This window comes from Sulfuricurvum sp., from assembly GCF_030691015.1.
Taxonomy (GTDB): domain Bacteria; phylum Campylobacterota; class Campylobacteria; order Campylobacterales; family Sulfurimonadaceae; genus Sulfuricurvum.
This window is the reverse complement of sequence record NZ_JAUYFF010000010.1, coordinates 140793-153755: the sequence shown is the minus strand read 5'-3', so window position 1 is coordinate 153755 and position 12963 is coordinate 140793. Positions and strand designations below refer to the sequence as shown.

General features: G+C 44.8%; 13 protein-coding genes. 5 read left to right on the top strand and 8 right to left on the bottom strand.

The genetic code is table 11. The features are described from left to right. The first annotated feature begins 12 nt into the window (after positions 1-12). Positions 13-480: a 30S ribosomal protein S7 gene (rpsG, locus tag Q8O20_RS08115; protein ID WP_294894170.1), complete on the top strand. Its 468-nt coding sequence runs from the start codon at positions 13-15 to the stop codon at positions 478-480. 77 nt (positions 481-557) lie between these two features. Beyond that, complete coding sequence (fusA, locus tag Q8O20_RS08110; RefSeq protein WP_305530761.1) at positions 558-2642, top strand: elongation factor G; 2085 nt, start codon at positions 558-560, stop codon at positions 2640-2642. Between the two features lie 39 nt (positions 2643-2681). Here fusA and Q8O20_RS08105 read toward each other — a convergent pair whose 3' ends face one another. Continuing rightward, the gene (locus Q8O20_RS08105; protein ID WP_305530760.1) at positions 2682-3278 is read right to left on the bottom strand and encodes a superoxide dismutase; all 597 of its coding nucleotides are present in this window, start codon (positions 3276-3278) and stop codon (positions 2682-2684) included. A 117-nt stretch (positions 3279-3395) separates the two neighbouring features. Between Q8O20_RS08105 and Q8O20_RS08100 the strand changes: the two genes are divergently transcribed. After that, complete coding sequence (locus Q8O20_RS08100; RefSeq protein ID WP_305530759.1) at positions 3396-6017, top strand: PhnD/SsuA/transferrin family substrate-binding protein; 2622 nt, start codon at positions 3396-3398, stop codon at positions 6015-6017. Here Q8O20_RS08100 and Q8O20_RS08095 read toward each other — a convergent pair. The 3 genes from Q8O20_RS08095 to prfB are packed head-to-tail and all read right to left on the bottom strand — an operon-like array spanning position 6004 to position 8453. Then, positions 6004-6618: a fumarylacetoacetate hydrolase family protein gene (locus tag Q8O20_RS08095; protein WP_305530758.1), complete on the bottom strand. Its 615-nt coding sequence runs from the start codon at positions 6616-6618 to the stop codon at positions 6004-6006. The genes Q8O20_RS08100 and Q8O20_RS08095 overlap by 14 nt on opposite strands. Then, a complete protein-coding gene (locus Q8O20_RS08090; RefSeq protein ID WP_305530757.1) occupies positions 6599-7357 on the bottom strand; it encodes an arginyltransferase in 759 nt (252 codons plus the stop codon). Before Q8O20_RS08090 ends, Q8O20_RS08095 begins: the two co-directional genes overlap by 20 nt. Then, positions 7344-8453 (bottom strand): peptide chain release factor 2, encoded by a 1110-nt coding sequence (gene prfB / locus Q8O20_RS08085; protein ID WP_305530756.1) that lies wholly within the window; start codon positions 8451-8453, stop codon positions 7344-7346. Before prfB ends, Q8O20_RS08090 begins: the two co-directional genes overlap by 14 nt. Positions 8454-8512: 59 nt before the next feature. On the opposite strand from prfB, the gene panC reads away from it, so the two are divergent. Together panC and Q8O20_RS08075 are read left to right on the top strand one after the other, a co-directional pair. Further along, the gene (gene panC / locus Q8O20_RS08080; protein WP_305530755.1) at positions 8513-9334 is read left to right on the top strand and encodes a pantoate--beta-alanine ligase; all 822 of its coding nucleotides are present in this window, start codon (positions 8513-8515) and stop codon (positions 9332-9334) included. 1 nt (position 9335) lies between these two features. After that, complete coding sequence (locus tag Q8O20_RS08075; protein WP_305530754.1) at positions 9336-9860, top strand: hypothetical protein; 525 nt, start codon at positions 9336-9338, stop codon at positions 9858-9860. On the opposite strand, the gene Q8O20_RS08070 is transcribed toward Q8O20_RS08075, so the two are convergent. From Q8O20_RS08070 to flgB, 4 genes are read right to left on the bottom strand one after another with little or no spacing between them, the layout of a single operon-like run. Beyond that, entirely contained in the window at positions 9847-11643 is a 1797-nt protein-coding gene (locus Q8O20_RS08070) for a penicillin-binding protein 2 (protein WP_305530753.1), read from the bottom strand. The genes Q8O20_RS08075 and Q8O20_RS08070 overlap by 14 nt on opposite strands. Before the next feature lie 14 nt (positions 11644-11657). Then, positions 11658-11960, bottom strand: a complete 303-nt coding sequence (gene fliE / locus Q8O20_RS08065) for a flagellar hook-basal body complex protein FliE (protein WP_294894121.1) — start codon at positions 11958-11960, stop codon at positions 11658-11660. A gap of 8 nt (positions 11961-11968) precedes the next feature. Beyond that, positions 11969-12463, bottom strand: coding sequence for a flagellar basal body rod protein FlgC (gene flgC, locus Q8O20_RS08060; protein ID WP_304741810.1), 495 nt, complete (start codon positions 12461-12463; stop codon positions 11969-11971). 10 nt (positions 12464-12473) lie between these two features. Continuing rightward, positions 12474-12902: a flagellar basal body rod protein FlgB gene (gene flgB, locus Q8O20_RS08055; protein ID WP_305530752.1), complete on the bottom strand. Its 429-nt coding sequence runs from the start codon at positions 12900-12902 to the stop codon at positions 12474-12476. Positions 12903-12963 lie beyond the last annotated feature (61 nt).

The window sequence follows — 12963 nt, the reverse complement described above, 5'->3', positions numbered from 1 at the left end:
GAAGGAAACATTATGAGAAGAAGAAAAGCGCCCGTTCGCGAAATTATGCCTGACCCGGTTCATGGTTCAAAAATTTTGACAAAGTTCATCAACAAAATTATGTGGGACGGTAAAAAAAGTACCGCTGAAAAAATTATGTACGGTGCTTTGGATATCATGGGTTCACGTGGTGAAAAAACAGGTATCGAAGTGTTTAACGCTGCGATTGATAACATCAAACCGGTTATCGAAGTAAAAAGCCGCCGTGTGGGTGGAGCGACCTACCAAGTTCCAGTAGAAGTTCGTCCTGTACGTCAACTATCTCTTGCAATCCGCTGGTTAACCGATGCGGCACGCAAACGTAACGAGCGCACTATGGCAGAGCGTTTGGCAAATGAATTATCAGATGCTGCAAACGATAAAGGTACAGCATTCAAACGTAAAGAAGATACTTACAAAATGGCTGAAGCGAATAAAGCGTTCGCTCACTATCGCTGGTAAGATATACGTAACCTTTTGATGACCCTCTCGGGTTATCATTCCCCTATCCACTATAAACTCTATTAAGGGCTATTATCATGGCAAGATCCCATAAACTTGAAGACGTAAGAAACATCGGTATCGCCGCTCACATTGACGCGGGTAAAACGACAACAACTGAGCGTATCTTGTTCTACACCGGTGTATCACACAAAATCGGTGAAGTTCACGAAGGTGCTGCAACTATGGACTGGATGGAGCAAGAGCAAGAGCGTGGTATCACGATCACCTCTGCGGCGACAACATGTGAATGGAACGGCAAACAAATCAATATCATCGACACTCCGGGCCACGTTGACTTCACCATTGAAGTTGAGCGTTCTATGCGTGTACTTGATGGTGCTGTAGCGGTATTCTGTGCTGTTGGTGGGGTTCAACCACAATCAGAGACTGTATGGCGTCAAGCAAACCGTTACGGGGTTCCTCGTATGGTTTTCGTCAACAAAATGGACCGTACAGGGGCTGATTTCTACAACGTAGAAGAGCAAATCCGTGCACGTCTTAAAGCGAATCCAATCGCGATTCAACTTCCAATCGGTGCTGAAGATCAGTTTAAAGGGATCATCGATCTCGTTAAAATGAAAGCAATCCTTTGGGATGAAGATGCTGCGATGGGTTCAAACTATCATGAAGCAGAAATTCCTGCCGATATGGTTGAAAAAGCGAACCAATACCGTGCGCAACTAATGGAAGCGGCGGCTGAGGGTGACGATACTTTGATGGAGAAATTCTTCGAAGAGGGTGAACTTAGCAACGAAGAGATTATGCGCGGGATTAAAGCCGGATGTCTTAAAATGGAAATCATTCCTATGACATGTGGAACTGCGTTTAAAAATAAAGGGGTTCAGACTCTTCTTGACGCGGTTGTTGATTACCTACCATCACCTTTGGAAGTTGCGGCTATCAAAGGGACTATGGAAGACGATGAAGAGATTGAAGTTGATGTTGAATCAACAGACGATGCTCCATTCGCCGGTCTTGCGTTCAAAATTATGACTGACCCGTTTGTTGGACAGCTTACTTTCGTACGTGTTTACCGTGGTGTTCTTGAATCAGGTACGTATGCTTATAACACCATCAAAGGTAAAAAAGAGCGTATCGGACGTATCGTTAAAATGCACGCTAACAAACGTGAAGAGATCAAATCTCTCTACGCGGGTGAAATCGGTGCGGTTGTAGGTCTTAAAGACACAACTACCGGTGATACACTTTGTGATGAGCGCGAACGTCTTGTACTTGAGCGTATGCACTTCCCTGAGCCGGTTATCTCGGTTGCGGTTGAGCCTAAAACAAAAGTAGACCAAGAAAAAATGGGTATCGCGTTAGCTAAACTAGCTGCGGAAGATCCATCTTTCCGTGTTCACACTGACGAAGAGACAGGACAAACGATCATCAGCGGTATGGGTGAGCTTCACCTTGAAATCCTTGTTGACCGTATGTTCCGTGAGTTCAAAGTTGAAGCGGAAGTCGGTGCACCTCAAGTTGCTTACCGTGAATCAATCCGTTCAGAAGTTAACCAAGAGTACAAATACGCGAAACAATCAGGTGGACGTGGACAATTCGGTCACGTATATCTCCGTATCAAGCCGGGCGTACCTGGTACTGGTTATATCTTCCACAACGAAATCAAAGGTGGGGTTATTCCTAAAGAATACGTTCCTGCCGTTGAAAAAGGGTGTAAAGAAGCTATGCAAAAAGGTATCCTTGCCGGTTATCCGATTGAGGATGTTGAAGTTGCATTGTACGATGGTTCATACCATGAGGTTGACTCGAATGAGATGGCGTTTAAACTCGCTGCTTCTATGGGATTCAAAGAGGGTTGTCGTAAAGCTAACCCAGCAATCTTAGAGCCTATGATGAAAGTTGAAGTTGAAGTTCCTGAGAACTTCATGGGTGACGTTATCGGTGACCTTAACCGTCGTCGCGGACAAGTTAACAACATGGGTGACCGTTCTGGTAACAAAATTGTTGATGCGTTCGTACCGTTGTCTGAAATGTTCGGTTACTCAACTGACCTTCGTTCAGCGACACAAGGACGTGCAAGTTACTCTATGGAATTCGATCACTACGAAGAAGTTCCGCGTAACGTTGCCGAAGAGATTATCAAAAAGCGTAACAGCTAAGCAACTCTCTTTCTCCTCTTGCCCCGTTCGGGGCAGACTCTATCCTTCTAAATTTTTATTCGCAAAATCCCAATTTAATAAATTTTTGATCACTGCATCGGCATAGTCGGCACGGCCGTTTTTGTAATCCAGATAATAGGCATGTTCCCAGACATCGATACATAAAAGCGGTTTTACGCCATGCGCTATCGGGGTATCGGCGTTAGAGGTTTTAGTAATACTCAATTTCCCGTTTTTTAGAACAAGCCAGGCCCATCCGCTTCCGAATTGTCCCAATGCCGCCTCTTTGAGTGCTTTGGCAAAATTTTCATAATTTCCAAAATCACTATCTATTTTTTTAGCCATTTCACCTGTTGGAAGACCGCCGCCGTTTGGTTTGAGGGAGTTCCAATAGAAGGTGTGGTTCCACACTTGTGCGGCATTGTTAAAGAGGGAAGTTTTTGTCGGATCATTAGCGGTTTGAAGAATAATCTCTTCGAGAGATAGAGTATCGAGTTCTGCATCAATTATCAGATTATTGGTGTTGACGACATAGGTATTGTGATGTTTACCGTAGTGGTATTCTAGTGTCATAGAACCGATATAAGGTTCCAACGCATTTTTTTCAAACGGTAATGGGGGTAAAATGATTGCCATAATAAACTCCTTATTTGGATAGGAGATTATTATAGGACAAAATAACCTTATGAGATGCTAAATTTTTAATCTAATAAAAAAAGTAGATTTATTTGGAGGATTTGCTATAATGAAACGATGAAGACGTTAGTACGTATTATTTCCTTTTTAGTGTTGTTCACTCTGCTATTAGAGGCAAAAGAGAGAGTTTCTATCGGAGTATTGGCGCATAAGAATTATGAATCAACACACATAATGTGGAACCCTACAGCTGAATATTTAAACGAAAAAATTCCACGTTACGAATTTGAAATAGTTCCGTTGCGATTTGAAGAATTTCCACCCTACCTGCGCGATAAGAAAATTGATTTTGTCATTACCAACTCTGCTTATTATGTCGATTTGGAAAACCGTTACGGCATCTCTAGAATCGCTACCCTTAAAAATATGGATTTAAACGGTCGTGCCCAAACCCAATTCGGAGGGGTTATTTTTACCCTCGCTTCTAATAAAACGATCCAAAAACTAGGAGACATTAAAAATCGTCCCTTCGCGGCAGTCGATCGTGATTCTTTCGGAGGTTGGATCATGGCTTTGAGAGAGTTCAAAGCGTATCATATACCCCCGGATAAGATGAAAGTAACGTTTTACGGAACACATGAAGCCGTCGTAAACGCGGTTTTGAAGGGGAAGGCAGAAGCGGGAACGGTTCGAACCGATACACTCGAGAGGATGGCGTCAGAGGGAAAAATCAATATTAATGATTTTGTGATTATCAATCCCCAAAATTATCCCGATTTCTATTATCAGGCAAGTACGAGACTCTATCCGGAGTGGCCTATTGCTACTTCCAAGCATACCACCGATGAGCTGGCGGAGAAAGTAGCGGTTGCTCTCATATCAATGTCCTCGGCTTCAGAAGCGGCACGAGCTTCTAAAGCTTTGGGCTGGACGATACCGCTTGATTATCAAAGTATTCACGAATGTCTTAAAGAGCTTGATTTAGGGCCGTATAAATATCGGAAGAAGGACGCTTTCGCTTATTTTTTAGAACAATATGGAGAGTATCTTCTCATCTCTTTTCTCCTTTTAATTCTCTCGATCGTTGTGACGCTTTATATACTTAAGATTAATATGCGGTTGCGGGAGACCAGGGGAGAACTCGAAGTGATGAATGCTTCGTTGGAGGAGCATGTTCGAGAGAAAACGCAGCATTTGTTTGATAAAAGTATACGACTTGAAGAAGCGTATTTAAACGAAAAATACCTCCGAAGTATTTTGCGTACGGTTGCGGATGTTAATCAAATGTTGATTACAACGAGGTCGGTGGATGAATTGATAGATAAAGCAACCCTCTGTCTCAGCTCAAACGAATCGTTTAAAAGTGCAAAAATTTCTCTTGTAAAAGATGGCAAGCTGAGTGTTGTGGCAGCCTACGGTGTAGGAGAGGATAAAAATATTACCCCGATTGATAAAAAGGCATTTGAAGAGGGAAAAAATCTTATGATCACCGATATGGATGATGAGATCATGAGCGAAATGTGTAAAGAGAACGCTCTGAAACACGGCATAAAAGGGATTTATGCACTACCTCTCAAAAGCAGCACCTTTAGCGAAGAGGTGATCGGAGTACTGAGTATCTGTACGGGACGTGAAAACGGGTTTAGTGTGGAAGAGCAGAAAATGATTGAAGAGCTCTCCGGTGATATAGGATTCGCCCTCTATTCGTTTACACAACAGCAGCAGATTGATACGCTTCACGAAGAGCGGTTGAAAAGTTACCAAAATTTTATCGATGCCATGGTTAATATGATCGAGCAGCGTGATACCTATACCGCAGGACATACGGTGAGAGTAGCCCATTATGCGGAGCTGATTGCCCGAGAGATGGAGCTCCCCGAGAAGGAGATCCAAAAATTGGTAGAGTCTGCAAAATTGCATGACATCGGCAAGGTTGTAACCCCTGATTCAATATTGCTTAAACCCGGAAAATTGACTAAACTTGAATATGAGCTAATTAAAGAACATGCCAAAGCGGGATATGAGGTTCTCTCTACCGTCCATTTGTATAAAGAATTGGCGGAGATTATGATTGATCACCATGAACGCTATGATGGCAGCGGATACCCCTATGGTAAAAAAGGGGGAGAGATATCGTTACTGGGATATATTATGGCGGTTGCCGATTCATTTGACGCGATGACCACCAACCGTATTTATAAACCCCGAAAAGAGATCGAGGAATCACTGAACGAGTTGAATGAGTTGAGCGGTAAATGGTACCATCCGGCCGTCGTCAATGCCGCATCAAAAGTTCTTGCCGATGTTACTATCGATACATCGATTACGCAGATGGGTTCCACTGCTCTCGAAGAAGAGCGTATGAGCTATTTTTTCAAGGACCGATTGACGAAACTTTACAATGAAGATTATTTTATGATGACGTTTAACGGACGTTCCCGTCATCCGAAACCGGATAAACTTTGGATTATTTCATTGGTAGATTTTCATCATTATAATAAAGCACATGGTTGGGAAGGGGGAAATGAACTTATTTCAGAATTTGCCGACTATTTAGCGATGAGATTGCCGGAATATCTGATTTTTAGAATATGGGGCGATCGCTTTGTACTAGCCGATTTTGAAGGAGATATCGAAGCTTTGATATCAGAGTCGTCGCTCTCTTCAAGGGGTGTTGGGACAAAAACAAAAGAGATTGTGAATATTCCCGATAACCTAGAAGAGCTTATGACTGAATAACACTCCATTGATTCTCAACCACTAATATATCCCCACTATAAATTCTTCCGATAAATTCATCACCGACAGTATAGGTATTGACCCCTTTAGGGGTTCCGCTCATGATGATATCCCCATCTTCAAAGCGCATAAAGCTTGCTATCTCCTCTACCATTTCTGAGGGTTTGTAGATCATCAGCGCATACGTCGCTTCTTGCACTAAAGTACCGTTGATATGGAGCGTCATCCGAAGTGATTCGAGGGGTACCCTCAGAGGGACAAAATCACCTAAAACGGCAGAACCGTCAAATCCTTTAGCCCGCTCCCACGGAAGAGCTTTGGATTTAAGATAATTTTGGAGTTCACCTTTGGTGAGATCGAGTCCGAATCCCACCCCCGCTATTGCTCCGTCCATCATTAGAAAACAGATTTCTCCCTCGAAGCGGGTGTCAGGCGAAATGAAACAAAGAGAGTCCGTGATAGCGGAGTTGGGTTTGTTAAAGACGACCATAGAGGAGGGAATCTCATTATTCAACTCATAAATATGTTCGACGTAGTTACGCCCGATACAGATCACTTTGGACGGGGTTATCGGGGTGTCGTTAAAGAGTAGAGAGTTCATCGGTTATCTCTTTCCATATCGGTATCTCATCCTCTTCGGGTCTCCCTACGAGTTCGAGCGAGGGGGTGTAATGTGCTTTGTACTCCAAACTTTGACACCCTTCGACGTAGTAGCCCAGATAGATCCATTTAAGCCCCAAACGGCGGGCAAATTCGATTTGCTGCAACAGAGTATAGCGTCCGAGAGATTGGTGGTTGTAGTCGGGATCGTAGTAGCAATACAGAGCACTGATCCCCTCTTCTAAAATATCGATGAGATCGACAGCTATGAGTGTATCTCCGTCAAAATAGAGAACCTCAAAACCAAAGTCGCCATGCCCCTGAACAAATGAGGCGTAGTAGTTTTTCGGGTCGCTTTTAGGTGCATCCCAATCGCGGGTATGGTGCTTGTATCGGTGGTAACGCTCAAAAAGGCTTAGGTGTTCACGCGTCAGGGTAGGGTGGCGTATAACGGTGCTTAGATGGGCGTTTTTACGCAAGATTCGACGATCCGATTTTCTCAGCGGATAGCGTTCAACATCAATTTTTAGACTTTCGCAGGCACGACACTCCTGACAAATAGGACGGAAATACATTGATCCGAATCGTCGCCATCCTCGCAGTATGAGGGCTTCACATTGCTCTTTTGAGCACTCTTGGATCACTTTATAATGGATGCTTTGGGTATTCCCCGAAATATAGGAGCACGGCTCATGGAGCGCGCACTCTTTGAGAATGGTGTTTGGATTATTCGTCGTCATCTTTGCGGCTAAGGGAGATGAGTACCCCTTCGATCATCTCATCAATATCTCCATCGAGAATAGTACTGATGTTCGAATAGGGGATACCTGAACGGGTATCTTTTACTTGCTGATACGGAGCGAGGACGTAGGAACGGATCTGATGGCCCCAGCCGTTTTCACTTTTCTCTATTCCATCAACCGCCGCTTGCTTTTTCTCCATTTCAAGTTCATAAAGACGGGATTTGAGCATTTTAAAGGCAGTCGCTTTGTTTTTGTGTTGAGAACGGTCATTTTGACACTGTACAACGATCCCGCTCGGGATGTGGGTGATACGGATTGCCGATTCGGTTTTATTGACGTGCTGACCCCCTGCGCCGGAAGCACGGTAGGTGTCGATACGGATATCACGGTCTTCGATCTCGATATCGATATCATCGTCGAGTTCGGGAGAGACCATAACGGAGGTAAAACTGGTGTGACGTTTCGCCGCAGAGTCGTACGGGCTGATACGAACAAGGCGGTGGATACCGTTTTCGTTTTTGAGATAACCGTAGACATTGACCCCTTTGATCAGAAGTGCCGCATCTTTGATTCCCGCCTCTTCTCCGGCTTGATAATCGAGTATCTCTACGCTAAAGTCATGTCGCTCCGCCCAACGGGTGTACATACGTAACAGCATCGATGCCCAGTCTTGGGATTCGGTTCCCCCCGCACCCGGATGGATGGTGACGATGGCATTATGACTGTCGTGCTCACCCGATAGAAGGACTTCGACTTCCATCGATTTGACATTGTTTTCCAGTGCCCCCGCATCGGCGAAAAGGGATTCGATCGTCTCTTCATCCCCCTCTTCTTTTGCCATATCGTACAAATCGACGGCATCACCGAGGGTATGAAAGGTTTTGGAATATTTGGCTAAACGGCGTTCCAACTGGGTTTTCTCTTTTTGGATAACGCCGGCGGCAGCCGCATCGTTCCAAAAGCCGTCCGTGTTTTCAAGTGCTTCAATTTCGCTCAAACGACTATTAATATCTTGAGGACGGACAACATCGGTGACGTTTTGCATTTTAATCGTCAATGTTTTAAGTAATTCGGTATATTCGTAATGATCCATAAGTAGGAATACCTTCTGATATATTATAATGCCAATTATATTCTATAGAGGCTAAAACAATGATTATCGCCCGTTCTGTATCTGAACTTCGTAGTGCACTGGATACTCTTAAGGGGAGTATCGGGTTTGTTCCGACCATGGGGGCTCTCCATATCGGCCATCGCAGCCTGATCGAAGCGGCGCGCAAAGAGAACGATTGTGTGGTTGTTTCGATTTTTGTCAATCCGACCCAGTTTTTGCCAGGTGAGGATTTGAGTAAATATCCCCGTCGCGAAGAGGCCGATTTTAAAATTTGTGAGCTGAGCGGTGTCGATATTCTTTTTTACCCCGATGTAAGGACGATGTACGGCGAAGATGAGGTGCGGATATGTGCCCCTGATGTGAGAGGATTTATTCTCGAAGGGGCTTCCCGTCCCGGACATTTTGACGGAGTGTTGACGGTTGTCATGAAACTGCTAAATATGGTACGCCCCACTCGTGTCTATTTCGGGAAAAAAGATGCCCAGCAACTCGCCCTTATTACCCAAATGTGTCACAATTTTTTTATGAACATCGAGATTGTCCCTATGGAGACGGTTCGCGAAGCGGATGGCTTGGCGCTCTCGAGTCGTAATGTTTATTTGAACAGCGCTGAGCGTCAAGAGGCGTTAAAACTCTCAGCCGCACTCAAACGGGCAACGAAGATGCTTATGCAGGGAAATACCAAAAGTGCTGAGATCAAAGGGGCTATGGAAGTTATCCTTGAGCCTTTGGATGTTGAGTATGTGGCGATCGTCAATAGAGCGTTTGAGTCGATCGATGAAGTTGAAATCGGCAATACCATCGTACTGGTTGCGGCACGTGTCGGAACGACCCGTCTAATCGATAATGTGTGGATGTAATATGAAAAAGTATCTATCGAGTGTTCTTATTGTTATCCTCCTAGCTGGATGTGCTCCGAAAATAGGGAAAGATATTTTCATTGAGCCGCAAGGAAATTTACGTTGGGAAAATACCCAAGCTGAAATGGTATTGGGGGTATTGTCGCTCTTAGGAATGTCGACGAAGAGCGGAGAACTCCGTTTGGGGAGTGATTTAAAAGTGGTGAATAAATGGCACAGCGATATTACTATTGTATCGCTCACCTATACCCTAATTGATACAAAAGAGGTGATTGCACGAGGAGAAGCAAAATCGGGGGGAGCATACTCTTTTATCATCCCTTCCGGCGGCGAAAAAGTGATCCCTTTGGAGTTTCGTGTCGATACGAAACATCTGAACAGCAACCGTGTTCTCGCTATTGTGCAATCGAAGCGTAAGCTTTACGTGAGAGGGGAAGCGGTCATTGAAGTATGGGGAATACAGAAACGTCACCTTTTTGAGAAAGAGGTGACGAGTGTTATTCAAAAAGCTCTTACGGGTGCGTAGTGACTACCGGTGAAACAGCGGCCGCTACGGCTGAGGGATCGGGGATAAGGTATTTTTCCTCTACCATCAGATCGACAATGGCTTTAAACACCGGTACGGCGGTAATAGAGGCAAAGTAGACGGTACGCGGCTCGATCACCGTAATTCCGATCGTATAGTTGTGTGTCGCATCATTGGCAAAACCGATAAACGAGGTGTGGTAGCTGTTAACATAGGCACCGTTTTTGGCGATATGCGCCGTTCCCGTTTTTCCTCCCACTTGAATTCCCGCTGTTTTGGCAACGGTTCCCGTCCCCTCATTGACGGTTTTGATGAGAATTTGTTTCATCCGCTCTGCGGTAGCGGGAGAAATTACCTGAACAGGCGGTTGTATCTGCATCGGAATGGTACGGCCGTTGTCATCATAGAGGGCCTCGACCACCATCGGATTGATCAGTCTCCCCCCGTTGTTAAAGACATTGAACGCTTTGACCAGCTGCATCGGATTGGCACGCATTCCGTACCCGTACGAGGTGATTGCTTTGTAGAGGTAATTGTTTAACTGTGCAGAACTGGGGATTGATCCCCGTTTTTCATACGGCAGGTCAATACCGCTAAAGTGGGTGAATCCGAATCGTTTCAGCCCTTCGGTATATTCAGCACCGTTGAGTTTCTGCGCCAGTTGGGCGATACCGATGTTGGAAGAGTGGACAAGGACGTCTTCGGCGCTGATCATACTGAAGGCATGCTCATCGACAATGGTTTTGCGTCCCATAGTGAAGCGTCCGTTATGACCGTTGACCATATCATAGGGGTTGATAAGTCCTCGATCGAGGAGAAGGGAAAAAATAATCGGCTTGATAACCGATCCCGGCTCATAGCTGTATTCTATGGCATTGGCATTGAGTGAAGGGTAGTCTTCGGTTCGGATACGGCTCGGGTCAAATCGGTTTGAGCTGGCAAGGGCAATAATTTTTCCGCTTTTGGACTCCATCACGGTGGCGATGATCTCATCGGCTTGAAGCTGTTCTTTGATTTGGTCGGTGATCGTTTCGACGCGAGATTGGAGCATAATGGGGATATTGAGTTTCACGGTTAGACCGTTGATCTGACGTTTGGCTTGGCTTTGTTTATTTAAAATCAAATAGCCGTTGACATCACGCAGCGCTTTTTGGGTTTTGTTTTGTTGAGGGTTCAGCTCTTCATCAAAAAATTTCTCCAACCCTTTGATTCCGTAAACGCGAGTATACCCCTCTTCTTCGATTTTACGAGGATAGCCCAAGAGGGGAGTGAGGAGTTTTCCGTAAGGGTATTGACGCGCTTCGCCGCTCTCTAAGATATTCAACCCTTGCAAAATACGCTCACCCGATGGGGTTTCGTACTCGATAAATACCCCCAAACGGCGCAATTCAAAGGCAAGAGTTTTAAGATACATTGCCTCTTTTGGACTGATATGGTAGCTGAGTGTCACGGAGCCTTTACGGGTATGGAGACGTTCTCGAATTTCGCTCGGCTCGGTTCCGCTGTAGATACTGAAGAGCTGGATAAAAAGTTCCTCTTTTCCCGGATCGATATTGCGGGTATTGACGACTGCTTTATAGAGTTTTTGGGTCGTAGCGAGATGATAGCCGTCTGCGCTGATAATCGATCCGCGTTGGGCTTTGGCACTGTCTTCAGAGTAAATAGAGGGGATATCCCGTTCATGGAGTGCCGTATAGAGCATAACCGCCAAAAAAATGACGAAACCGAACATGAGAACGAGGAAAAGGGCAAGGATTTTTTTTGATTTATTGGAATGGCGCATGTGAAAAGATTAAATCACATTTGCGTTCGAGTAATTTCTTTATAGGCATTGAGTGCCTTGTTTCGTACTTCTAGCATTAATTTCATACTGATTTCGGCTTTATCGATGGCAATGGCGGCTTGGTGAAGATCTTTGACTGAGCCTGTCGCGATATCGCTCATAGCTCTTTCGCCGTCAACTTGCATTTGGTTGACGTTGCCGAGGGCATTTTTGAGCTCTTGTGCGAAATCGGTACTGCTTGCTTCGACGGTATTACCGCTTTTGTTCGCCAGTAAATCGGCAGTAGAGAGAGATTTTATCGATTGAATATTAGCCATTTACTCTGTTATCCTTGTAATATACTAATGGCACTGCCGGCCATATTTTTTGCACTTTCGAATGCGGCGACGTTCGCTTGATACGAACGTGTTGCTTCGACTAAATCGGCCATTTCGACGACAGGATTAATATTTGGGTAAGCAACATACCCTTTTGCGTCTGCATCGGGGTGTGAAGGGTCGTATTTCATTTTCGGTGCGCTGTCATCTCGACTGATTTTATCAACAATAACACTCATAATAGCAGGATTTGGTTTTAAACCTGCCAATCCCTCTTTGAGCGGGTCGCTGTAGCCGAGTGCCGACGTTTCGTTTTCCAATGCTTTGTTATAGAGTTGGTTAAAATCGATTGCTTTAAAAATAACCTCTTGACGGCGGTAAGGTCCACCCTCATCGGTGCGGGTTGTTTGTGCATTGGCAATGTTCGAACTGATGGTGTTGACACGAACACGCTGAGCAGAGAGCCCGTAACCGCTGATGTCAAAGCTATTTAAAAAAGCCATAATCTAATCCTTACGCTGTTTTGCCCGAAGCGTCTATGACACTTTTGAACAAAGCGGAATCTTTTTTGAGTGCAGCGGTGAGGGCATTAAACATTGTCGAGTTTTTTGCCATTTCCGTTGTTTCGACATCCAAATCGACACTGTTTCCATCGTTACGCGCCATGTGGCCGTCTCGAAAAAAGGTAGTCGGTTTTGAAGAACCCGAATCTATCGGTCCCAAATGGGCACCGTTAGTGTGCGCCATTTGAAGGGTTTGAGATTTATCGGCAAAAATTTGAGCACTCTTTTGAGCCAATGTATCTTCGAAGCTGATATCTTTAGGGCGATAGAAAGGGGTGTCGGCATTGGCAATGTTTCCGGCAATAATATCTTGTCGTGCAGCACGGTAATCCATGGCGCTTTTCATCAGATCATGTGAACGTGAAATAGTGAGTCCCATTGCTTTTTCCCCTTTCTCTCAATTTGTTTGGAATACAAAAGCAAAAAACATTCCATATTCT

What these genes read in the sequence shown, in the direction of transcription:
- rpsG (WP_294894170.1), top strand. Translation starts at nt 13, where the DNA reads ATGAGAAGAAGAAAAGCGCCCGTTCGCGAAATTATGCCTGACCCGGTT.
- fusA (WP_305530761.1), top strand. Translation starts at nt 558, where the DNA reads ATGGCAAGATCCCATAAACTTGAAGACGTAAGAAACATCGGTATCGCC.
- Q8O20_RS08105 (WP_305530760.1), bottom strand. Translation starts at nt 3,278, where the DNA reads ATGGCAATCATTTTACCCCCATTACCGTTTGAAAAAAATGCGTTGGAA.
- Q8O20_RS08100 (WP_305530759.1), top strand. Translation starts at nt 3,396, where the DNA reads ATGAAGACGTTAGTACGTATTATTTCCTTTTTAGTGTTGTTCACTCTG.
- Q8O20_RS08095 (WP_305530758.1), bottom strand. Translation starts at nt 6,618, where the DNA reads ATGAACTCTCTACTCTTTAACGACACCCCGATAACCCCGTCCAAAGTG.
- Q8O20_RS08090 (WP_305530757.1), bottom strand. Translation starts at nt 7,357, where the DNA reads ATGACGACGAATAATCCAAACACCATTCTCAAAGAGTGCGCGCTCCAT.
- prfB (WP_305530756.1), bottom strand. Translation starts at nt 8,453, where the DNA reads ATGGATCATTACGAATATACCGAATTACTTAAAACATTGACGATTAAA.
- panC (WP_305530755.1), top strand. Translation starts at nt 8,513, where the DNA reads ATGATTATCGCCCGTTCTGTATCTGAACTTCGTAGTGCACTGGATACT.
- Q8O20_RS08075 (WP_305530754.1), top strand. Translation starts at nt 9,336, where the DNA reads ATGAAAAAGTATCTATCGAGTGTTCTTATTGTTATCCTCCTAGCTGGA.
- Q8O20_RS08070 (WP_305530753.1), bottom strand. Translation starts at nt 11,643, where the DNA reads ATGCGCCATTCCAATAAATCAAAAAAAATCCTTGCCCTTTTCCTCGTT.
- fliE (WP_294894121.1), bottom strand. Translation starts at nt 11,960, where the DNA reads ATGGCTAATATTCAATCGATAAAATCTCTCTCTACTGCCGATTTACTG.
- flgC (WP_304741810.1), bottom strand. Translation starts at nt 12,463, where the DNA reads ATGGCTTTTTTAAATAGCTTTGACATCAGCGGTTACGGGCTCTCTGCT.
- flgB (WP_305530752.1), bottom strand. Translation starts at nt 12,902, where the DNA reads ATGGGACTCACTATTTCACGTTCACATGATCTGATGAAAAGCGCCATG.